The organism is Allofranklinella schreckenbergeri (assembly GCF_003703475.1).
Taxonomy (GTDB): Bacteria; Pseudomonadota; Gammaproteobacteria; order Burkholderiales; family Burkholderiaceae_C; genus Lampropedia; species Lampropedia schreckenbergeri.
In genome coordinates this window covers 31132-53058 of sequence record NZ_RDQM01000002.1, presented here as the reverse complement: position 1 = coordinate 53058, position 21927 = coordinate 31132, and the positions used below count along the sequence as shown (strand labels likewise).

The following is a 21927-nucleotide window of genomic DNA, read 5'->3' as shown; positions in this document are numbered from 1 at the left end:
AGGAAAATCATAAAAAATACCATATTGCCGAAACAAGCATATTATTTTTCCATTTGATATAGAAAATAAAATACCCATTCAACAAGCAGGCCAGCCCTTGGGGCACTTTCGTGAATCGGCATATGCCCGCCAGGCATGAGCGCCAGCGTATAGTCCAAGCCCATGAACCGTCTTGTTGCCGAATCTTCTGAGCTTGCCCGATCCGCCCAGACAGCCCTTGCGGCTGGCCGCACCGACGATGCGCAAGCCCCTCAGCCACCCGTGTTCAGCGCTGCCGCCCATTTGCTGCCGCAACAAACAGGCATGCTGGAGCGCGCCCGCGCCTTTGCCGAGCCGCTGCTAACCGATGAGACTTTGCGCAGCGGCGAAAACGCGCTGGCCCATGCCGATGCCGTTGCCGCCATCTTGCGCGACATTGGCGGCTCCGAGGCCATGCAGACCGTCACCTATCTGATTTACGCCTCTTTCCACCTCAGCCATCCGCAGGAAGCCATTGCGCGGCGCTTTGGCGAAACCTATGCCACCCTCGCGCTGGAAACCTCACGCCTGATGCACGTGCAACACCAAGCGCGCAGCGGCCCGGGCGTTTACAAAAAAGGCGATGCCAAAGTCGAGCAAGCCGAAACCGTGCGCAAGATGCTGCTGGCCTTCTCGCGCGATTTGCGCGTGGTGCTTATCCGCCTGGCTTCGCGCCTGCAAACCCTGCGCCACCACGCCAGCAGCAAAACGCCAATTGACCCCATCCTCGCGCAAGAGAGCCTGTACGTCTTCGCCCCGCTGGCCCATCGCCTGGGCGTCTGGCAGCTCAAGTGGGAGCTGGAAGATCTGGCCTTTCGCTTTCTCGAGCCAGAGACTTACCGCAGCGTCGCCAAACAGCTCGACGAAAAACGCCGCGAGCGCGAGCAGTACATGCAAAGCCTGTGCGCACTCATCCGCGGCCAACTCACCGAGCGGGGCATCGACGCGACCGTGCAGGGACGGCCCAAGCACATCTACAGCATCGTCAAAAAAATGCGCGGCAAATCGCTGAGCTTTGACCAGCTCTACGATTTGCGCGCCGTGCGCATCATCGTGCCCACCGTACAGGCCTGCTACGAAACCCTGGACTGGGTGCACTCGCGCTTCACCCAAGTCTCCGCAGAATTTGACGACTACATCGCCCGCCCCAAGCCCAACGGCTACCAATCGCTGCACACCGTGGTGCGCGATGCGCAAGGCCGCGCCGTGGAAGTGCAAATCCGCACCCAGGCCATGCACGACCACGCCGAAACCGGCGTGGCCGCCCACTGGGCCTACAAGGAAGCGGGCACCAAAGGCTACGCGGGCGTTTCCGCCAGCGGCGATTACGACGCCAAAATCGCCGTGCTGCGCCAGCTACTGGCCTGGGAGCGCGAATTTGCCGATAGCGAAGAAGTGCGCGCCCTGGGCCTGTTTGACGACCGCATCTACGTCCTCACCCCCGACGCCAGCATTGTCGAGCTGCCCCGTGGCGCCACGCCGGTGGACTTTGCCTACACCGTCCACACCAGCCTGGGCCACCGCTGCCGCGGCGCCAAGGTCGATGGCGCCATGGTCGCGCTCAACACCCCGCTGGAAAACGGCCAAACCGTTGAAATCACCGCCGTCAAGGAAGGCGGCCCCTCGCGCGACTGGCTCAACAAAGAGCTGGGCTATTTGCAAAGCTCGCGCGCGCGCAGCAAAGTGCGCGCCTGGTTCAACGCCCAGGCCCTGGCGCAAACCATCGCCAAAGGCCGCGAAATCGTCGAAAAAGTCCTGCAACGCGAGGGCAAAACCGCCCTCAAGCTCGAGGACATCGCCGCACAACTGGGCTTCAAATCCACCGATGCCTTCTTTGAAGTCGTCGGCAAGGACGAATTCTCCCTGCGCACCCTCGAAGTGCTGCTGCACCCCGAACCCGCGCCCGAGCCAGCCGCGGCCGACGACGTCGTCGTGCGCAAGCCGCGCAGCAGCGGCGCTGGCGGCAAAGTCCTCGTCGTGGGCATGGACTCGCTCATGACCCACCTGGCCAAGTGCTGCATGCCCGCCCCGCCAGACGCCATCGGCGGCTTCATCACGCGCGGCAAAGGTGTAGGCATCCACCGCCAGGACTGCCCCAACTTCCAGAAAATGCTGGCCACCACGCCCGAGCGCATCATCGACGTGCAGTGGAGCCAAAGCGCAGGCGCCGAAAGCACCCGTAACGTCTATCCCGTGGACATCCTGCTGGAAGCGCACGACCGCCAGGGCCTGTTGCGCGATATCTCCGACGTGCTCGCGCGTGAGCGCACCAACGTCATCGGCGTGCAAACGCGCAGCCACCGCAACCACAGCGCCACCATGACCTTCACCATCGAAGTGCCCAACGCCACCCACTTGCAAGCCGTGCTCGCCGCCGTCGCCCAAGTGCCAGGCGTGCGCACCGCACGGCGCAAGTGAGTTCAGACACATTCAATCAAAGTAAAAATCACTTCAATACCATCATGCCAAAACAAGTTAATTTTGTTTCCTTTTGATTTATAAAAAATAGCACTCACAAGCCCTTTCCCGCGCTTTCCAGCCCCTTTCCATTGAAAACCTTTCCCGGCGCCCGTATCTGGGCCGCTGGTGTGTTGGCCCTCCAGGACATGATGGGCGCGCCAACGCACACCCACTTCAACCCCCTCATAAAGGCCCATTCGTGACCTCCGCCAACCCGCTGCTCTCCATCACCGATCTCCCCGCTTTCGATCAAATCCGCCCCGAACACGTTGGCCCCGCCATCGCCGCCCTGCTGGCCGATGCCGACGCCGCCTTGACCACCGTCACCGCGCCCGACTTCCCCGCCGACTGGCTGGCCCTCTCCAAAGTGCTGGATGTCGCCACCGAGCGGCTCTCCAAATCCTGGGGCGTCATCAACCACCTCAGCGGCGTTGCCGACAGCCCCGAGCTGCGCCAGGCCTATAACGAAGCCCTGCCCCTGGTCACCGCGTTCTGGACGCGCCTGGGCGCCAGCGAAGCCCTGTTCGCCAAATACCAGCAAATCGACCCCGCCAACCTGAACGCCGAGCAGCGCCGCGCCCTCGAACTGGCCCTGCGCGGCTTCGTGCTCTCCGGCGCGCAATTGCAAGGCGCCCAGCGCGAGCGCTTCGCCCAAATCCAGGAGCGCCTGGCCGCCCTGCAACAAAAATTCAGCGAAAACGTGCTGGACGCCACCGACGCCTACCACTACGACGCCACCGCCGAAGAAGTGCGCGGCCTGCCCGGCGACGTGCTGCAAGCCACCGCCGCCGCCGCACAGGCCGCAGGCGTGCCCGAGCGTCACCGCCTCACCCTCAAAATGCCCGTGTACCTGCCCGTACTGCAATACGCGCAGGATCGCGCCCTGCGCGAGCGGCTCTTTCACGCCAACGCCATCCGCGCCTCCGACCTCGCCCCGGCCGAGCAACAACACCTGGACAACAGCGCCGTCATCGACGAAATCCTGCGCCTGCGCGCAGAAGAAGCCCAGCTTTTGGGCTACCCCGATTACGCCGAGCTTTCCCTCGCCCCCAAAATGGCCAACTCCGGCGCCCAAGTCGTGGAGTTTCTGCGCGACCTCGCCCGCCGTGCGCGCCCCTACGCCGAAAAAGACGCCGCCGACCTGCGCGCCTACGCCCGCGAGCATTTGCAACTGGACGATCCCCAGCCCTGGGACTGGACCTTCATCTCCGAAAAGCTCAAAGAAGCCCGCTACAGCTTCAGCGATCAGGAAATCAAGCCCTACTTCCAGGCCCCCAAAGTCATCGAAGGGCTGTTTGCCATCGTGCAAAAGCTCTTCAACGTCACCATCCTGCCCGATCAGGCCCCCGTCTGGCACCCCGCCGTGCAATTCTTCCGCATCGAGCGCGACGGCCAACTCATCGGCCAGTTCTACCTCGACCAGCCCGCCCGTGCCGGCAAGCGCGGCGGCGCCTGGATGGACGACATGCGCGGGCGCTGGCTACGCCCCGACACCGGCCAATTGCAAACCCCGGTGGCCTACCTCGTCTGCAACTTTGCCGCAGGCGCTCAAGGCCAACCCGCCCTGCTCACGCACGACGACGTCATCACCCTCTTTCACGAATTCGGCCACGGCCTGCACCACATGCTCACCCAGGTCAACGAGCGCGATGTCTCCGGCATCAGCGGCGTGGAGTGGGACGCCGTCGAACTACCCAGCCAATTCATGGAGAACTTCTGCTGGGAATGGCCCGTGCTGCAAGACATGACCGCCCACATCGAAACCGGCGAGCCGCTGCCACGCGCGCTCTACGACAAGATGCTGGCCGCCAAAAATTACCAAAGCGGCATGCAAACCCTGCGCCAGGTCGAATTCGCGCTGTTCGACATGCTGCTGCACCAGGCGCCAGAACCTCAGGTGCTGCCCCTGTTGGCGCAAGTGCGCGCCGAAGTCAGCGTGCTGCCCGCTGCCCCCTACAGCCGCACGCCCCACGCCTTCTCCCACATCTTCGCAGGCGGCTATGCCGCAGGCTATTACAGCTACAAATGGGCCGAAGTCCTCAGCGCCGACGCCTACGCCGCCTTTGAAGAAGAAGCCCCCGAACCCGGCCGCGCCAGCCCCCAGACCGGCCAACGCTACCTGCACTGCATTCTGGAAGCCGGCGGCAGCCGCCCGGCCATGGAATCGTTCAAAGCCTTCCGCGGCCGAGAGCCCGAACTCGATGCCTTGCTGCGCCATCAAGGCATGGCCGAGCCTGCTTGAGCCACATGAACGGCCTGCTCATTACTCATTGGCTATTTCCCATTGAAAATTGCCTGCCTTCAGCATCGGCAGGCTTTGAAAAAGGGCATTGAAAAAGGGACTGGAGTTGGCACTCCAGTCCCTTTTTGTTTTTCAAGCCATCGGGCTCATTTTTGAAAACAATTTTTAAAAACGAATACCCGTCGGATTGGAAGGATCCAAATTCGGCACATCAGGCAGCCCATCCACCGATGCAGGCGCAGCCTCCTTCTGAGCTTGCTTTTGCAAAACAGTCAATGGCTCCACCTTCGGCGCTTGATACCCCTCTGGCAACAACGAAGTCGCCGGATAACCCGCTGCGTTCAAATATTGCTCCCATTGCGCCTCATTGAATCCACGCAAGGCTTGCCGCCCAATCGTCAAATGCGGCAAAGAGGCAATCCCTTTTTCCTCCAAGACACTTTGGTCTTCGGCCGTAGCAATCGTGTACTCCTTGAAGGGAATTCCTCTTTGATTCAGCACCTTCCGCCCTTGTGCGCAAGGCGCGCAATCGGGCGAAGAAAACAAAACCACAGGGTAGCGCCGCACCGATTTTTGCAATGCCTCAGGGAAACCGCCATCCGTCAATAACGCCTCTTTTTCCTTTTTCACTAAAGCCGCGCCAGGCGTTAAAGCCCGATCCGAATACATCACGGTGCCCGATGCCGTCTTGCTACGATAAACCTCCTGCGCCATTGCCGGTGAAAAAAATGCAGTGCAAACCATGCCCAAGCATGCTGAAAAGACGGTTAAATTTCTCATACCCAATCCTCCAAAGAGATTAAAAACACGCCCACAATTGCTCTGCAAATCGGACCATCAAATCCCGATCGACATAAAGCCCAAAAACCAATAACAGCAAAACAAAGACCGCAGCCCCCACACCCCATTTCTTCAGCGATTTTTTATCCATCATGCTTCCCTCCACCACTTAAGCAGCCTGAATCGGAGAAACTCTGTGCACTGGTTTTTCATCAATCGGCAAGTTCATCAAAGTAGCAAACACTCCCAACGCAATCGCAATATACCAGACCACATCGTAACTCCCCGTAGAGTCATAGAGATAACCGCCCAGCCAAACCCCCAAAAAGCTACCAATCTGGTGACTTAGAAAAACAATCCCCGCCAGCATCGACAAATGCCGCACTCCAAACATCTGCGCCACAATCGCATTGGTGGGGGGCACTGTGGACAACCAAAGCATTCCCATCACTGCCGAAAAAATATACACACTGGCCGAGCTGATCGGCACCATCAAAAATATGGCAATCACAACCGCGCGCGCGCTGTAAATAAACGCCAAAATTTTACGGCGGGCAATCGTTTGTCCCAACCAGCCTGCAATATAAGACCCCACCACATTAAAAAGGCCAATCAAGGCCAGCGAATAAGTGGCCACATGCGCAGGCATTTGCATATCTTTCAAATAGCTGGGCATATGCACCCCAATAAACACCACTTGAAAGCCGCATACAAAATACCCGGCCGTCAGCATCAAAAAACTGCGATACGTAAACGCCTCACGCAAAGCCTCTCTCACCGTTTGTTCTTGCCCACCGAAAAGTGCCGATGATTTTCTGGAATGCACACCCGGCTCACGCAATCCCAGCGCCAGGGGAATAATCGCCAAAACCACCACGGCCAAAACCACCAGCGCATCTTGCCAGCCCAGCACATCAATCAGCTTTCCTTCCACAGGCAACATGAGAAACTGGCCAAAAGAACCTGCTGCAGCCGTCACGCCCATCGCCCAGGATCGTTTCTCCACAGCGATTTGACGGCCGATCACGCCATAAATCACGGCATACGTCGTGCACGATTGCGCCAACCCCAACAGCACACCCGCGAATAAAGAGAAAAGCAAAGGAGTGGGCGCATAGGCCATCCCCCACAACCCCACCCCATAGCTCAACGCGCCCACGCACAAAACACGAAAAGCGCCATAACGATCTGCGGCCATACCGGCCAAAACGCCAAAAAATCCCCAGGCCAAATTCTGGATGGCCAGTGCAATGGAAAAATCCTGCCGCGACCAATCCATTTCCATGGTGATCGGCAACAGCCACAGACCAAACCCGTGCCGCACCCCCATAGACAGAGTGACAACCATTGCGCCACAGAGCAAGACCTGTGTCATCGATAAACGTCGATTCATAGTATTCAAAAAATTATTGTTTCCCATAAAAAAACAAGCTGCTCGTTTTCAACAAGCAGCTTGCTTTTATCAAAGAGACTCCCAATTTTTTCAAAATGGAAAGCCTCAACCCGGCAGACTTAATTCAGAGGCCCCGAACATTCCTCCCCTGGGTTCTTGGGAGTCACTGTGACACGAACCACTTGGTTCTTTGTGATACCCGCAGAGCTCACTTGGATGATCAAGTCATAAGAACGCTCCTCATAAGTCCATGTAGGCGACTGCGGTTGTTGCGCTCCTGGTTGTTGCGTTCCTGGTTGCTGTGTTCCCGGCTGTTGCGTCCCCGGTTGCTGTGCTCCCGGCTGCTGCGTCCCCGGTTGCTGTGCTCCCGGCTGCTGACCAGAATTCCCTCCAGAACTTTCCTTCTTCTTGCAAGTCAGCAAATCTTCTGTGACGTCACCATGGTCCGCATATAAAGTGGCCGTTTCTTTGTTGAACCTCAAGAACTTATGAATTTTCTGATCTTCTGAAGATTCTGGAACGGAATCCCATGTGTAATGACCATCGCCTCCTGCTCCCGTGAACAGATACACAAAATCCGACCCCACTACAGCAGGCGACTTCAACTCACACACATCGGTTCCATTCCCACATTCCGCAATGTGCGGCGTGAAAGGCGATTCCTCAATGGAAATAACTGCCGATCCCGTTGCAACCTGGTTGCTACGCCATGGCGCATATTTATTGGTGCTATCCACCACAGCCACCCTAAAGGTGTGATCTTTCACCAAGCGAGTGGGCACGCCACTGATCACGCCATTGGGTTTCAAAGTCAAACCATCCGGCAACGTGCTGCCATCAATCAGACGCCAGTTATGAGGTGGCAAACCAGATCCGTTCAGAGTCAGCGCACCCATGAATGGCTGCATGTAATACCCTTTCAACTGCTGACCTGGCAGAATCGAAAGCGGCGGAATAAAAGAAGGCGGCGGCTCATGCAACGCATACACCACGGTGAGATTGCTGACAGGCTCCACAATGCCGTTGGACACATTGTTATCTGCACGGTCTGCAATAAACTCAATCAGAATCGGCCCTTCATATTGACCACTCGTCACAGAGAAAGTCGCCAAACCGCTGATTGTAGAAACGGCAATCGTCGAACCTGTACCACCCGAAACGGTTGGACCAACGCCCCTCAATTTCGCCACTCGGCTGGCATCGTTGTAGCTGCCCACAATACGCGCATAAAGGTTACTCACCCCCGCAGGCGGATTGGCAACAGGCTGATCCAAGTCATTCCAGACTTTGACATTCAGCAGCAATTGCGTATTGTTTTGCGAACCTTGGGTATGCAAATACCCCACATTCCCTGTACTCGTGCTTTCGATATAGTCCACCGAGGGGTTGGTGTTATTTGCTTCTCTAGGCCCCACACGAATCTTTGTCGCCGCCGTGCGCTCTTGATTATCACGAGGATCGGTGTACGAGCACGAAATCGTCGCTTCGCCTGCCGTCGCATCTCTGCCATGGAAATGGAAAGTCGCCATCCCGCCAAACGAAGGCAGCGCAATCGATCGGAAAGCGCCCGGCACCTTCACTTTCTCACCATTTCCAGCATCCACCTCAACCTGGTGCTCTTCTTTACCATCCAAGTAATAAAGCGTTCCCACCTCTATCCCTGCCCCATCCAAGGAACAGGAAAAGACATCCTTATCCCCGGAGGATGGAATAAAGCGACCGTCGACCTTTGCCTCAACCGTCAAAGACGTCGTATAGGGAGAGTTCTTCCCTCTACCGCTGTAGTTCCAAATCACACCCGGTTGGAGTTTGGCCAAATTCAACGGCAGCTCGGACTTTTCTGCACGCAGAAAGATCTCCGTTTTGGAGGTATTTCCCCCACCTGGGCCAGTTCCCCCGCTTCCTCCGCCGCCACCGCAAGCTGCCATAAGCGCAGCTGCTGGTAATGCAGCAAACATCCAACGAGAAAGTACCTTTTTTTTCACCTTCATACTCCTTAATTTATTCCATGCTGGCTTATCGGCGCATCGAATTTTGTTCCGTCACAATTTTAGGCGTAATAAACACAAGCAATTCACTCTTGCTTGCACTGCGTTCCTTACGCTTAAACAAGTTCCCTGCAATTGGCAAGTCCCCCAAGAAAGGCACTTTATTTTCCAAAACCGTCTCATCCAGTTCAAAAATACCGCCAATAACGACTGTCCCGCCGTTTTCAACCAGGACTTCCGTATTCACCCTCCTGGTATCAATAGCGCCTTGACCGTGCGCGGAAAGGTTATCTTTCTTCACCAATAATTTCAGTATGACGTTACCCTCAGGCGTAATCTGAGGCGTCACTTCCAAACTGAGGACAGCTTTTCTGAACTCGACGGTTGTACCGCCACTGGGAGATGAAGTAGCATAGGGAAGCTCCGTCCCCTGCTCTATGTAAGCCTTTACCTGATCGCTGGTTACTACTCGTGGGCTGGAAATCACCCGCCCTTCACCAGTAGATTCCAAAGCCGAAATCTCTAAATTCAAGAACCTGTTAGCTGCAGAGTTGAAAACGGAAAGCGCAAAGCTCGCCGCACTGGTAGAACCGATAGCATTCGCACCGAGATCAAAGAACTGTCCCGCTGCCGTCGTGCCATTTGCAGCGCCAGAGCCTACGAGCACATTCCCATAGGTGCCACCAAAAACAGCCCGGTTGCCGCCTCCCAAGTGGTAACCACCATCGCCACCGCGCTCAGCTCGTTGATCGGACATGCCCAAGCGAACCCCGAGGTTCCTCCCAAAGCTGTCATTGGCCTGGACAATACGCGCCTCAATCAGCACTTGCCTTACAGGAATATCCCAATCGGCAATGAGTTTCACCACTTCCTCCAATTTGGAGGGCGTATCCGTCACAAAAAGCTGATTAGTGCGCGGCTCCGCAATCGCAGATCCACGCTCCGTCAAAAACCGGCCACTTTGAGAACCTTGGCTTCCTTGATCTTGCGTTTGTGTCAACTGCTCTGCGATTTTCTCTGCTCTCGCATAGTTAAGCTGGAAGCTTTGGGTTCGCAGCGGCTCCAATTTCTCCAAAGCCAAACGCGCCTCGTGATCTTTTTGTCTCCTTTCGTTTAACTCATCTTTAGGAGCAACCCACAAAACGTTACCATTTTTTTCGTAACCCAATTCCTTGGAGTTCAAAATAACATCCAAGGCTTGATCCCAAGGAACATCTTGCAAACGAAGTGTCAACGACCCGTTTACGGAGTCCGCAACAACAATATTGAAGTTAGTAAAATCCGCTATTACCGAAAGAAGCGATCTAATATCAACATTTTGAAAGTTCAAAGAAAGCTTCTCACCAGAAAACCCAACACCAGGCGTTAGCTTCCCGGGATCAGGAATGACCTTGTGCACTTCCAGGACATACTGATTACCGACTTGGTAAGAACTTTGACTCCACTCACCCTCAACTTCAATTTCAACAACAGTCGATTTATTTGTTTGCTTTGGCCGAATATATTTTACAGGCGTACCAAAATCAGCCACATCCAAATAATTTTTAAAGCCATCTGAGAGCGATACATTGGGTATTTCAAGAATAATTCTCTTACCCTCTTGGCGGACATCGACACCCACGCTATCGCTGGGCAAGTCCAACAGTACTCGCCCAACGCCATTCATTCCACGCCGAAAGTCGATTTTTTCTATTGCCTCCGCTCGCGATAGAGAGCTTGACTTCACCGCTTCGGTCGAATGACGGACCGACGGCGCATCACCAAGTTGCACCGTCACCATGTTTCCAGACTTGTGGATTTGATAAGAGCCGATTTCCCGTAAACTCAAAACAACTCTGGAGCGATCACCTGCCTCAACTGCATTAATTGATCGCAAATTTCCTTGGTTAACATCAATATGCTTTCGACCAGCGACAACCCCAACTCCGGGAAAATCCAAAGAAATTCTCGCAGGGGACTGCACCAGAAATGCTACAGGGTCAAAATCAATTGGCTCATTCAGCTCAATTTGCACGACCTCGCGCCCGTTTTGGTGCATTCCATTGATAGAAACAATATCCGCAGCCCATGAAGCAACACTAAAACACGAAATAAATCCCAACAATATGGAATTCGCAAGCAAAGAACGCTGTTTCATTTTGTAATCTCCTTCACTCTTGCAACTCAAGCACCGTCGAACGTTCCACCCATTCACCAGTGGCATCTTGCACCACTTCCTTTAAATCAATGCGAGTCTCTGAAATTTGTTCAATCTTTCCAAAATTTTGACCAATGTAATTCCCAGCCACTACTTGATAAAGGTGCTTATCCACTTCAAGTACGGCTGTTGGGCGGCCTGATTTTTCCAAAAATCCTACCATCTTTATAGAATCAATCGGATAGGCTTCCAGGGGTTCCCTGCGCCGCTTATCGTGAATATCCATTAAATTAGCGCCTCCTTTTTTGGCATCTGCAAACACCCTAGCAAGCTTTTCGAAGGCGAAAGGATCCTCTGCATTCCCTCTCTCATATGAAAGGGGATAAAAAACACCAGGCTCTTGCAATGGCGCAATTTTGGGAACCGCCTTGCTTTTCTCCTGAGCCATCCAAGCTGCCACCTCCTCCTGCCTGGAACTCACACAGCCGAGCAAATTAGCACACACTCCCAAGAGCACAAAAAATCTTATTCTATTTCTCATTTTTTCCCTCCTTTATTATTTTTCTCCTTGGCCTGCTCAATTTGCTCATCAGGACTCAAGTAACGATATGTCTTCGCTACCGCCTTCATTGTAAGACGATCATTAGAAATATCCTTGGAGTCTTTGGTTACATGCATATTGCCTATAGTAACAATACGGGACAAGTGCGCAATATCCGAAGCAAATTCACCAATTGCATCATAGTTCCCTGTAACCACAATATCAATCGGCTGCTCACCATAATAATCTTTAATCTGAAATGCTCCAGGTTTAAACAACTCAAAATGCAAACCTCGCCCGATACCAGCTTGGTTGATATCGGACAGCAGCGCATCCATTTCAGCTTTATTGGGAAGCTGCTTTTCTAATAAACTGACGTATTGGATAGCTTGCTCTTTCTGCTTCTTCAAGGCCTCCAGATTAATCGCTTTTTTATAGTCACGAGAGAAGTCCGACCTTAATGAAGCCTCTTTTGCTTGCGCAGCTTCCAGTTCCTCCTTAAAAGAAGTGAGGTAGAAAAACCAAGCAAGCACAGCAACAGCGATAGCAATCGCAATGAACAAAGCAATTCTTGGCAAAATAGGCCACAACCATGGATCTCGGCCGCTGGCTTGTCGAAATTGAGATGCCCAATCTTTCATACGCCCTCCTGCCAATTATTTGATAGGCACATTGTTATCATCTTCCTCCGCCCCCGGCTTATCCAAACGGAAGTTCATCGCATATCCATAAACTTGCCTTTTCTTGCCTCCACCCAAATCAATATCGGTCGCTTTTGTCTCAATAAGTTGCGCCCTGGAATCCCACGGCATATTCTTATCAATATTTCTCAGCAAATCCGAAACTGTTTGATTGGATTGCGCCATACCCTGCAAGGCGACCTGTTTATCAGTCTTGTTCAAAGACGTGACATAGGATCCATTGGGAACCTCCCTGATGACATGATTCATCAAATCGACGGGCAAGTTCCGCTCCGATTGCAAATTCTCAACTGCCTGCTGGCGCGCTTTCAAAGCGGCAATTTCTGCTTCAATATTATTAACCTCTTTAATTTGCACTTTTAGCCGCGCATTCTCCTGCTCAATCATTCGATTGGCACTTTCCTGATCGGAAATCAAAACCTGAAAATAGGAATAAATAATACCTGCAATCCCCAGCCCGGCAAGCGCAGAAAGGGCCGCAGACAGCATGAACTTTTCTTTTCGCGCTTTCTTCGCCGCTTCACGATGCGGCAACAAATTGATCCTGATCATTCGTCAAACCTCCGCAATGCAAGGCCGCATGCTGTCAAGTAGCTTGGCGCCTCTCGCATGACAGATTTCATGCGAACCCCTCCACCCATCTCCATACCTTCAAATGGGCTTGCTATTTGGCATGCCGTTTCAGTAGTTTGCGTGACAGCAGCGGCCAAGCCATTCACTATAGCCGTACCACCTGCCAACAATATGCGATCGACTGAGTTGTAGGGAGAACTGGTAAAGAAAAATTGCAACGCCCGGCTAATCTCCTGCGTCAGACTATTGACGTAAGGCCGTAGCACGGCAGTAGCATAGTCTTCCGGCATTTCACCTGCACGCTTTTTGTTTTCTGCCTCTTCAAAGGAAATTCCATAATGCCTTGCAATGGATTGCGTTAATTGCGCTCCACCAAAAGACTGATCGCGTTCAAAAAGAATTTCCTCACCTTGGAGAATCATCAAAGTGCTATTCGACGCACCAATTTCAAACAAAGCCACAATAGGCTGCTCTGATGTTTTGGGCCATGCCTTGGCAAGGCGCATTACTGCCAACCTCGAAGCAAAAGACTCGACATCGAGAATAACCGCCTTCAGGCCAGCAGCTTCTGCCAAGCCCTGCCGATCCTCAACTTTATCCTTTCGTGAGGCGGCAATTAGTATTTCAACATCATCGCTTGAATTTTTGGATGGGCCAATTTCACAAAAATCCAGACTTACCTCATCCAAAGAAAACGGAATATAGTGACTCGCTTCCGATTCAACCTGAATTTCCAATTCTTCTTCAGAAAGCCCGGCAGGCAGTACGATTTTTCGTGTAATCACGGCCGAAGGGGGCAAGGCCAAAGCCACTTGTTTTGTACGCGAGCCGCTTTTTTTCACGACTCTTCGCAAAGCATCTGCCACTTCATCGAAATTTTCGATGTTTCCCTCATTGACCCACCCTTTTTCCAAGCGCTCAATAGCCGCCCTTTCAAGGGTCAATTTGCCATCACGCGCACTACTAAGCTCGACAAGCTTGATACTGGAAGTGCTGATGTCAATACCCACCAATGGCGTTTGCCTTGGGGCAAACAAAGATCTCGCTGAGACCACATCCAACCTTTCTTGCGCTGTTAAATAGCGCAACAAAATGTACAACTTGACACGCATCCTAGCAGCATGTTTTTTTGCTGAAAAGAGGAAGCATGTGCGCTTATTTCGCACCTGTTGTCAAAAGCACACGTGATTGTCATTATTCTGTCTGATGCACAATGTGCTGTATCCTCAGCTCTCTTAAGTTTTTGTATTTTCATAACAAACTTTGACAGTTGCCCGGCTGCGGGCGGCGGTGCATTGCAAATCCATGGTTTCTCATCGCAACAGCAGTGGGCGTAAACGCCCACCCAACATGGCGAACAACACATCTGCTGACAGTAGGGGAGACCACTCCCAGCCGCGCAAGCGAAGTCCGTTGATTGTCCGCGTTTTTGGCTGGTGTTTAGGCTTAATGATTGCTGGTGCTGTGGCGGCCGTGGCCGTTGCGGTTGTGGTAGTCGCCACGATCTATCCCAAGCTGCCAGACGTTTCTGATCTGGCTGACTATCGCCCCAAGCTGCCATTGCGAGTTTATTCGGCAGAAGGTGCTTTGATTGGTGAATTTGGCGAAGAACGCCGCAAACTCACTCCCATCGAAGACATCCCCGATGTCATGAAAAATGCCATTCTGGCAGCAGAGGACGCGCGTTTTTTCCAGCATAACGGCATTGACTACCGCGGCATCATCCGGGCCGCTTTGGCCAATTTGCGAGATTTGCGCAGCCAAGGGGCCTCGACCATCTCCATGCAAGTCGCCCGCAATATGTACCTTTCGCCTGAGCGGACGTTTACGCGCAAGCTCTACGAGGTGCTGCTGACGATGAAGCTGGAGCACATGCTCTCCAAGAACGAGATCCTGGAGATTTACATGAACCAGATCTTCTTGGGCAACCGCGCGTATGGCTTTTCTGCAGCGGCAGAAACGTACTTTGGCAAGCCGCTGAAGGAGGTCAGCATCGCAGAAGCGGCCATGCTGGCTGGCCTGCCTGTTGCGCCATCCGAGTTCAATCCCATCCGCCGCCCTGAGCGCGCCCGCATTCGCCAACTGCACATCATCAACCGCATGGTGGAAAACGGCTTTATCACCGCAGATGAAGCCGTGCAGGCGCGCAAAGAAGCCAAAGCGATGAACGTGCGCCGCACGCTGGACAACTTCCCCGTTCGTGCGGAGTACGTCGCTGAAATGGTGCGCAAATCCATGTTCGAGCGCTATGGCGAGGAGGCCTACACCCGCGGCCTGAACGTTTACACCACCATCCAGCTCTCGGATCAAGAGGCCGCCTATAAAGCCTTGCGCACGGGCATCATGAATTACGAGAAACGGCAGCATTACCGCGGCCCGGAAAATTTCGTCAACCTGCCTGATGACCCGGAAAAACGCGAAGCGGTGATTGACAACGCCCTCTCCGCCCACCCCGACAACGGGGAAATTTTTTCTGCCGTGGTGCTGAAAGCCAACCGCCAAAAAGTGGAAGTCGCGCGCGCGGATGGCTCCCGTTTGGAAATCACGGGCCTGGGGCTGCGCCCCGTCCAATCCGGCCTGGCCGAAAAAGCCCCCGCCAACATCAAAATTCGCCCTGGCGCCATCGTGCGCATCATGCAAACCGCCAAGGGCGAGTGGGAGATCACCCAACTGCCCGAAGTGGAAGGCGCTTTCGTCGCGATGGAGCCTGCCACTGGCGCCATTCGTGCGCTGGTGGGCGGCTTCGATTTCAACAACCGCAAGTTCAACCACGTCACCCAAGCCTGGCGCCAGCCTGGCTCGGCTTTCAAGCCCTTTATCTATTCGGCAGCGCTGGAAAAAGGCTATATGCCCGCCACCCTCATTGCCGACACCCCCATGTACTTTGGCAGCTCCGTCACGGGCGGCAAGCCTTGGGAGCCGCGCAACTACGACCGCCGCTTTGAAGGCCCCATCACCATGCGCACGGCCTTGGCTCGCTCACGCAATATTCCGACGGTGCGGCTGATTCAAACCGTTGGCGCCAAAAACGCCCAGCAGTGGGTGACCCGTTTTGGCTTCGACGCCCAGCGCGTTCAGCCCGTGCTGCCCATGGCCCTGGGCGCGGTCGAGGTCACCCCGCTGCAAATGGTGGCGGCTTACAGCATTTTTGCCAATGGCGGACACAGGGTGGAGCCGTGGCTGATTGAACGGGTGACCGACCACCGCGGGCGTGTGCTCTCGCACACCCAGCCCAGCCCTCTTGACGAGACGCCCCAGGCCATCGACCCGCGCAATGCCTTCATCACCAGCAGCCTGTTGCAGGAAGTCACCCGCTCTGGCACGGGCGCGAAAGCGCGCGCCGCGCTCAAACGCCCCGATATTTACGGCAAGACGGGCACTACCAACGATGCCCACGATGCCTGGTTTGCGGGCTTTCAGCCCTCCATGGCCGCCGTCGCGTGGGTGGGCTATGACAACCCGCGCGACCTGGGCAGCAAAGAAACAGGCGGCGGCCTGGCATTGCCCATTTGGGTGCAGTTCATGCAACACGCCCTCAAAGACACGCCCGTCAGTGAACTCAAAGCCCCAAAAGGCGTTTCGCGCGAAGGGAGCGATTGGGCGTACAACGAGTTCACCCGCGGCCGTGGCGTAGCCAGCCTTGGCATGGAGAGCTATTACGCAGAATCGAACGCCAGCTCTGCGGGCGGCTACACCCCGCCCACCAGTGCAGAGCGCGCCCAGATTCTGGATTTGTTCCAAAACTGAGCCGAACCCCAGCTCACGATCTTTGCGTGACGGGCCATGAAGCGGATGGGGCGCGCCCTGCGGCGTTGCGAGCGCACGGCATGCCCCGCAGCACTGCAAAGAATACAAATCAAAAAGAAATAAAATACCCTTGTTTCGGCAATTCTGCATTCAATCGAGTTTTATTTTGATATAAAAACAACACTACGCACAAGCGATGCACAACACGGCGTCGCGGCCAGGCACAGCCTCCGGGTTTGATGGTACAAAACGCCACCCAGGCTGGCGGCAATCTGCCTTGCTTCTCGCCCCCTCGGCCATTGCCCAGGGGGCCTTCTTCTGAACCTTCTTCACACCATGCAAACCCTGCGCATCCGCGCTCTGCGCGGCCCTAATTTGTGGAGCCGTAAGACGGCCATCTTGGTCAACGTGCAATGTTCACCCCAGGAGTGCGATATCGCCCAACTGCCGGGTTTTGCGGCCCGGCTGCGCGCCTTGTTTCCCGCCGTGGGCACCCCGACGAGCGAGGACGGCAGCCCCGTCTCCCTGGCCCATGTGCTGCAATTTGCCGCAGCGGTGCTGCAACAGGAAGCGGGCGTGGCCATCGGCTTTTCGCGCACCGTGCCCACCTCCGAGGCCGGGGTGTTTCAAGTGATCGTGGAATACAAGGAAGAAGACGTTGGCCACCAGGCCGTCAGCGATGCGCTGGCGTTGATCGACGCCGCCTTGCATGAGCGCCCGTTTGACGCCGCCGCCGCCATCGCCGCGCTACGCGAGAAAGACGAGCACGAGCGCCTGGGGCCCAGCACCGGCTCCATCGCCCAGGCCGCACTGGCGCGCGGCATCCCCATGCGGCGGCTCACGCGCGGCTCCATGGTGCAATTTGGCTGGGGCTCGCGCCAGCGCCGCATTCAGGCTGCTGAAGTCGATGCCACCAGCACCGTGGCCGAATCCATCGCCCAAGACAAGGAATTGACCAAAAAGCTGCTGATGGCCGCTGGCGTGCCCGTGCCCTTTGGCCGCCCCGTGCATAGCCTGGAGCAGGCCCTGCAAGTCGCACAAGAGCTGGGCTGGCCCGTGGTGGCCAAACCGCAGGATGGCAATCAGGGCAAAGGCGTGACGGTGAACATCCAAACCGCCGCCGAGCTGGAGGCGGCCTACCACGCCGCGGCCCATTACGGCGTGGTGATGGTGGAGAAATACCTGCCTGGCCAGGATTACCGCCTGCTGGTGGTGGGCAACCGCCTGGCCGCAGCGGCGCGGCGCGAGCCGCCGCAAGTCATCGGCGATGGCGAGCACACCGTGCGCGAGCTGGTGGAGATCGTCAACCTCGACCCGCGCCGCAGCGACGGGCATGCGACCTCGCTCACACGCATCCGCCTCGACGACATCGCCCTGGGCCAGCTTGAATTGCAACAACTCACGCCCGATTCCATCCCCGAGCCAGGCCGCAAAGTCGTGCTGCGCCACAACGCCAATCTCAGCACCGGCGGATCGGCCACCGACGTTACCGACTCGGTACACCCCGCCGTGGCCGCCAGCGCCGTGGCCGCTGCGCAAATGGTCGGGCTGGATATTTGCGGCGTCGATGTCGTTTGCGAGAGCGTGGAGCGCCCGCTGGAAGACCAATCGGGCGGCGTGGTCGAAGTCAACGCCGCGCCCGGCCTGCGCATGCACCTGGCTCCTTCCTACGGCCAGCCGCGCCCCATTGGCAAATACGTGGTGGACATGCTGTTTGAAAAAGGCAACGACGGCCGCATCCCCGTCGTCACCGTCACCGGCACCAATGGCAAAACCACCACCACCCGCCTGCTGGCGCATTTGCTCATGGCGCATGGCCTGACCACCGGCATGACCAACACCGATGGCATCTACATCGACGGGCACCAGATTGAAAGCGGCGATTGCAGCGGCCCGCGCAGTGCGCGCAATGTGCTGTTTCACCCTGAGGTGGATGCCGCTGTGCTCGAAGTTGCGCGCGGGGGCATCCTGCGCGAAGGGCTGGGCTTTGACCAAAGCCAGGTGGCCGTGGTCACCAACATTGGCGAGGGCGACCACCTGGGCCTGAACTACATCGATACGGTAGAGGAGCTGGCCCAGGTCAAGGGCGTGACGGTGCGCAACGTCTCGCCCAAAGGCTACGCCGTGCTCAACGCGGAAGACCCGCTCGTAGCCGCCATGGCCAGCACCACGCCCGGGCAGGTCATCTACTTCGCCATGGACAAACACCACCCCGTGCTGGCCACGCACCGCTCGCAAGGGCGGCGCAGCGTGTTCGTCGAGGGCGATGCCATCGTCGCCACCGAAGGCACCTGGCGCGACAGCATCCCGCTGGCCGACATCCCCATCACCCACAACGGGCGCATCGGCTTTCAGGTGCAAAACGTCATGGCCGCCGTCGCCGCCGCCTGGGCGCTGGGCCTGCCCGCAGAAACCATCCGCCGCGGCCTGGCCAGCTTCATGAACGACAGCGACAACGCCCCCGGGCGCTTCAACACCCTGCGCATCCAGGGCGCCACCGTTGTGGCCGATTACGGTCACAACCCCGATGCCATGCGCGCGCTGGTGCAAGTCGTGCAGGCCACGCCCGCAGGCAAGCGCGTGCTGGTCATCAGCGCTGCGGGCGACCGGCGCGATGAAGACATCCGCGCGCAAACGGCCATTCTCTCCAGCGCTTTTGATGAGGCCATCCTCTACCAGGACGCCGCCCAGCGCGGCCGCGCCGACGGCGAAGTGCTGCGCCTGCTGCGCGAAGGCTTCGAGCGCGCCAGCGGCAGCCATGACTTGCGCACCCGCCACATCCAGGAAGTGCGCGGCGAAATGCTGGCCATCGACACCGCCATCGCCCGCTTGCAGCCGGGCGATTTCTGCCTCGTGCTCGTTGACCAGGTGGAACAAGCCCTGGCCCACCTGCGCCGCCTGGCGCAGCAACCCGCCACAGCGTGAGCGTGAGCTTGTACCGCACCGCTGACGCGCCGCCCGCGACACCAACTAACCCACCGACTCGCTCCCCCTACCAGCCGATAATCGCTCCCATGACTGCATTGACCCTCACCGCCGCCCAGCGCCGCGAACTGCGCGCCCAGGCCCACCACCTCAACCCCGTCGTCCTCATCGGCGCCGAGGGTTTGACCGCCTCCGTCATGAAAGAAGTCGCCGCTGCGCTGGATGCGCACGGCCTGATCAAAGTGCGCGTATTCAGCGACGAACGCACCACCCGCGACGCCTTTGCGCAGGAAATCTGCCAGGACCTGGGCGCCGCCGCTGTGCAACACATCGGCAAGCTGCTGGTGCTCTGGCGCCCGCCAGCGCCCAAGGCCAAAGCCGCCAGCCAGGGCAAAGCGCCGGTGCAAGTCAAAGTCGTCAAACCCGCCAAGCGCCCCGGCCAAAAGCCCGAAATCAAACACCTGCGCGTGCTGGGCAACCAGCGCCTGACCGCAGGCGGCAACATCAAAAAAGCCAAGCCGCGCCAAGCCTCGGCCAAAAAACAATCGCTGGATTAACCGCCAGGGCGCGCGCCCTGACGCTCCCTCAACGCGCGCGCCACGCACACGCTGCCCTGCCGCCCGCGCCACACGCCTGAAACCATGCCCAACGCCCTCGCCGCTGCACCCGCCTCCCCCACTGCTGCGCCCGCCTCCCCCACTGCCCGGCATGTGCTGTGCATGAAATGGGGCACGAAATACGGGCCGGAATACGTCAACCGCCTCTACGCCATGGCGCGCCGCCACTTGAGCGGCGCGCTGCGTTTCATTTGCCTGACTGACGACGAGCAAGGCATCCGCAGCGAGGTCGAGTGCTTCCCCATCCCCGAGCTGGATTGGCAGCGCTACCCCAAGCAGCCCGACCGCGCCTGGAAAAAACTCGCCACCTTCTCGCCCGATTTGTGCGAGCGCTACGGCCTGCGCGGCACCGCCCTATTTCTGGATCTGGATGTCGTCGTCGTCGGCGCGCTCGATCCCTTCTTCGAGCAGCCCGGGCCGTTTCGCATCATTCACGACTACGCCCGGCCCTGGAAAAAGCGCCGCATCACCGGCAATTCCTCGGTTTACCGCTTTGAAATCGGCGCGCATCCGGACGTGCTGGAATACTTCCAGCAACACGTCGCCCAGGTGCAGCAGCGCTTTCGCAACGAACAGGCCTACCTCTCTGACTACCTGCACCGCCAAGGCCAACTGGCCTATTGGCCCGAAGGCTGGTGCCCCAGCTTCAAATACCACTGCATCCCCACCTGGCCCACCAATTTCTGGCGCGAGCCCTTCATCCCCAAAGGGGCCAAGGTCATCGTCTTTCACGGCGAATGCAACCCGCCCGACGCCCTGGCAGGCCTGCGCAACCGGCGCTTTCGCTACATCCGCCCTGCAAGCTGGATTCAGCGCGACTGGATCGATGTCGCCAACCAGATTTGAAAGCCTCACCCAATTATCCAATCAAAGGAAAAGCCACCAATTGGCAAACATGCCAAAACAAGGTTATTTTTATTCCTATTGAATTGTAAAATAATCACGAAACTGCCTTTTCTCACCCCTTTGCCATGAGTGACACCCCCCGCCGCAAAAGCCCTCTGGCCCGCTGGGCCATGCTGGCGTTCTTCCTGTTCAACATCGTGTTGTTTTCCAGCCTGGGCATCTGGCAAGTGCAACGCCTGGCCTGGAAGAAAGAACTGGTAGCGCGCATCGCCTCGCGCACGCAGGCCGCCCCCGTGCCCGCGCCGCTGACGCCCACCGAATGGGCCGCGCTGACAGCCGACAACGCCGAATACCGCCACATCACCCTGGAAGGCCAACTGCTGCGCGACCAGGAAGTGGCCGTCTATACCAACACCGCCCTGGGCGCGGGCTACTGGGCCATGGCCCCGCTGCTGGTGGGCGCTGCCCAGCCGTCTGACGGCCAGCAGCAGCCTGCCCAAGCCATCGTCTGGATCAACCGCGGCTTTGTGCCCAGCGCGCTGCGCCAATACGCCCAGCGCCCCGAGGCCCCCAGCGCCCAGGTGCGCATCACCGGCTTGCTGCGCCTGCCTGACAAGCCCCACCTCTTTTTGCGCGAAAACGTGCCGCAGGAGGAGCGCTGGTACCGCCGCGTGCCCGCCGAGTTTTCCGCCGCCCGCCCCCTGCCCGCCGCCGGGGCCAGCAGCCTGCCCACTGCGCCCTACTTCGTGCACGCCCACACGGCCACCACCGAAGCCGCCAACGCCGAATGGCCGCGCGCTGGCCTGCCCCTGGCCACCTTGCGCAACAACCATTTGAGCTATGCGCTGACCTGGTTCACCCTGGCGCTGATGAACGTGGCCGCGCTGGTGTTCTTGCTGCTCGCGGGCCGTCGCCAGGCACAGTCGGCCCAGGCGCGGCAGCAGCAGGCGTGATGCGTC

The 21927-nt window shown here is 57.2% G+C and carries 17 protein-coding genes; 7 read left to right on the top strand and 10 right to left on the bottom strand.

What is annotated here, in order from left to right; genetic code table 11:
• The first annotated feature begins 162 nt into the window (after positions 1-162).
• Positions 163-2436, top strand: a complete 2274-nt coding sequence (locus tag EBQ26_RS01775) for a RelA/SpoT family protein (RefSeq protein ID WP_122237327.1) — start codon at positions 163-165, stop codon at positions 2434-2436.
• A gap of 2 nt (positions 2437-2438) precedes the next feature.
• On the opposite strand, the gene EBQ26_RS12540 is transcribed toward EBQ26_RS01775, so the two are convergent.
• The gene (locus EBQ26_RS12540; protein WP_147473980.1) at positions 2439-2675 is read right to left on the bottom strand and encodes a hypothetical protein; all 237 of its coding nucleotides are present in this window, start codon (positions 2673-2675) and stop codon (positions 2439-2441) included.
• A gap of 2 nt (positions 2676-2677) precedes the next feature.
• Here EBQ26_RS12540 and EBQ26_RS01770 point away from each other — a divergent pair, with 2 nt between their 5' ends.
• The gene (locus EBQ26_RS01770; protein WP_122237326.1) at positions 2678-4720 is read left to right on the top strand and encodes a M3 family metallopeptidase; all 2043 of its coding nucleotides are present in this window, start codon (positions 2678-2680) and stop codon (positions 4718-4720) included.
• A 165-nt stretch (positions 4721-4885) separates the two neighbouring features.
• On the opposite strand, the gene EBQ26_RS01765 is transcribed toward EBQ26_RS01770, so the two are convergent.
• The 9 genes from EBQ26_RS01765 to EBQ26_RS01730 form a co-directional block, all read right to left on the bottom strand.
• The gene (locus EBQ26_RS01765) at positions 4886-5500 is read right to left on the bottom strand and encodes a glutaredoxin domain-containing protein (protein ID WP_122237325.1); all 615 of its coding nucleotides are present in this window, start codon (positions 5498-5500) and stop codon (positions 4886-4888) included.
• A gap of 19 nt (positions 5501-5519) precedes the next feature.
• Positions 5520-5654 (bottom strand): hypothetical protein, encoded by a 135-nt coding sequence (locus EBQ26_RS13120; RefSeq protein WP_275261461.1) that lies wholly within the window; start codon positions 5652-5654, stop codon positions 5520-5522.
• A gap of 15 nt (positions 5655-5669) precedes the next feature.
• Positions 5670-6920 (bottom strand): MFS transporter, encoded by a 1251-nt coding sequence (locus tag EBQ26_RS01760; RefSeq protein WP_238944079.1) that lies wholly within the window; start codon positions 6918-6920, stop codon positions 5670-5672.
• A gap of 92 nt (positions 6921-7012) precedes the next feature.
• Positions 7013-8884, bottom strand: a complete 1872-nt coding sequence (locus EBQ26_RS01755; RefSeq protein WP_147473979.1) for a hypothetical protein — start codon at positions 8882-8884, stop codon at positions 7013-7015.
• 25 nt (positions 8885-8909) lie between these two features.
• Positions 8910-11018 carry a type IV pilus secretin PilQ gene (pilQ, locus tag EBQ26_RS01750; RefSeq protein WP_122237322.1) on the bottom strand — a complete coding sequence of 703 codons (2109 nt, stop codon included), beginning with the start codon at positions 11016-11018 and terminating at the stop codon, positions 8910-8912.
• 13 nt (positions 11019-11031) lie between these two features.
• The gene (locus tag EBQ26_RS01745) at positions 11032-11478 is read right to left on the bottom strand and encodes a pilus assembly protein PilP (protein WP_238944078.1); all 447 of its coding nucleotides are present in this window, start codon (positions 11476-11478) and stop codon (positions 11032-11034) included.
• Positions 11479-11555: 77 nt separating this feature from the next.
• Positions 11556-12200: a type IV pilus inner membrane component PilO gene (pilO, locus tag EBQ26_RS01740; protein ID WP_122237320.1), complete on the bottom strand. Its 645-nt coding sequence runs from the start codon at positions 12198-12200 to the stop codon at positions 11556-11558.
• A gap of 15 nt (positions 12201-12215) precedes the next feature.
• Complete coding sequence (locus EBQ26_RS01735; protein WP_122237319.1) at positions 12216-12812, bottom strand: PilN domain-containing protein; 597 nt, start codon at positions 12810-12812, stop codon at positions 12216-12218.
• A complete protein-coding gene (locus EBQ26_RS01730; RefSeq protein ID WP_122237475.1) occupies positions 12809-13888 on the bottom strand; it encodes a pilus assembly protein PilM in 1080 nt (359 codons plus the stop codon). The genes EBQ26_RS01735 and EBQ26_RS01730 overlap by 4 nt, the downstream gene beginning before the upstream one ends.
• A 394-nt stretch (positions 13889-14282) precedes the next feature.
• On the opposite strand from EBQ26_RS01730, the gene EBQ26_RS01725 reads away from it, so the two are divergent.
• The 5 genes from EBQ26_RS01725 to EBQ26_RS01705 all read left to right on the top strand — a co-directional run bounded on the left by EBQ26_RS01725 (position 14283) and on the right by EBQ26_RS01705 (position 21921).
• Complete coding sequence (locus tag EBQ26_RS01725) at positions 14283-16580, top strand: penicillin-binding protein 1A (protein WP_238944077.1); 2298 nt, start codon at positions 14283-14285, stop codon at positions 16578-16580.
• Between the two features lie 336 nt (positions 16581-16916).
• The gene (gene cphA, locus EBQ26_RS01720) at positions 16917-19505 is read left to right on the top strand and encodes a cyanophycin synthetase (RefSeq protein WP_122237317.1); all 2589 of its coding nucleotides are present in this window, start codon (positions 16917-16919) and stop codon (positions 19503-19505) included.
• An 89-nt stretch (positions 19506-19594) separates the two neighbouring features.
• Positions 19595-20062, top strand: a complete 468-nt coding sequence (gene yhbY / locus EBQ26_RS01715) for a ribosome assembly RNA-binding protein YhbY (RefSeq protein WP_122237316.1) — start codon at positions 19595-19597, stop codon at positions 20060-20062.
• 84 nt (positions 20063-20146) lie between these two features.
• Positions 20147-20968 (top strand): glycosyltransferase, encoded by an 822-nt coding sequence (locus EBQ26_RS01710; protein WP_122237315.1) that lies wholly within the window; start codon positions 20147-20149, stop codon positions 20966-20968.
• A 125-nt stretch (positions 20969-21093) separates the two neighbouring features.
• Positions 21094-21921 (top strand): SURF1 family protein, encoded by an 828-nt coding sequence (locus EBQ26_RS01705; protein ID WP_122237314.1) that lies wholly within the window; start codon positions 21094-21096, stop codon positions 21919-21921.
• Positions 21922-21927: the final 6 nt, after the last annotated feature.

What these genes read in the sequence shown, in the direction of transcription:
- cphA (WP_122237317.1), top strand. Translation starts at nt 16,917, where the DNA reads ATGCAAACCCTGCGCATCCGCGCTCTGCGCGGCCCTAATTTGTGGAGC.
- EBQ26_RS12540 (WP_147473980.1), bottom strand. Translation starts at nt 2,675, where the DNA reads ATGGGCCTTTATGAGGGGGTTGAAGTGGGTGTGCGTTGGCGCGCCCAT.
- EBQ26_RS01755 (WP_147473979.1), bottom strand. Translation starts at nt 8,884, where the DNA reads ATGAAGGTGAAAAAAAAGGTACTTTCTCGTTGGATGTTTGCTGCATTA.
- EBQ26_RS01705 (WP_122237314.1), top strand. Translation starts at nt 21,094, where the DNA reads ATGAGTGACACCCCCCGCCGCAAAAGCCCTCTGGCCCGCTGGGCCATG.
- EBQ26_RS01765 (WP_122237325.1), bottom strand. Translation starts at nt 5,500, where the DNA reads ATGAGAAATTTAACCGTCTTTTCAGCATGCTTGGGCATGGTTTGCACT.
- EBQ26_RS13120 (WP_275261461.1), bottom strand. Translation starts at nt 5,654, where the DNA reads ATGATGGATAAAAAATCGCTGAAGAAATGGGGTGTGGGGGCTGCGGTC.
- EBQ26_RS01760 (WP_238944079.1), bottom strand. Translation starts at nt 6,920, where the DNA reads ATGGGAAACAATAATTTTTTGAATACTATGAATCGACGTTTATCGATG.
- EBQ26_RS01775 (WP_122237327.1), top strand. Translation starts at nt 163, where the DNA reads ATGAACCGTCTTGTTGCCGAATCTTCTGAGCTTGCCCGATCCGCCCAG.
- yhbY (WP_122237316.1), top strand. Translation starts at nt 19,595, where the DNA reads ATGACTGCATTGACCCTCACCGCCGCCCAGCGCCGCGAACTGCGCGCC.
- pilO (WP_122237320.1), bottom strand. Translation starts at nt 12,200, where the DNA reads ATGAAAGATTGGGCATCTCAATTTCGACAAGCCAGCGGCCGAGATCCA.
- EBQ26_RS01710 (WP_122237315.1), top strand. Translation starts at nt 20,147, where the DNA reads ATGCCCAACGCCCTCGCCGCTGCACCCGCCTCCCCCACTGCTGCGCCC.
- pilQ (WP_122237322.1), bottom strand. Translation starts at nt 11,018, where the DNA reads ATGAAACAGCGTTCTTTGCTTGCGAATTCCATATTGTTGGGATTTATT.
- EBQ26_RS01725 (WP_238944077.1), top strand. Translation starts at nt 14,283, where the DNA reads ATGATTGCTGGTGCTGTGGCGGCCGTGGCCGTTGCGGTTGTGGTAGTC.
- EBQ26_RS01735 (WP_122237319.1), bottom strand. Translation starts at nt 12,812, where the DNA reads ATGATCAGGATCAATTTGTTGCCGCATCGTGAAGCGGCGAAGAAAGCG.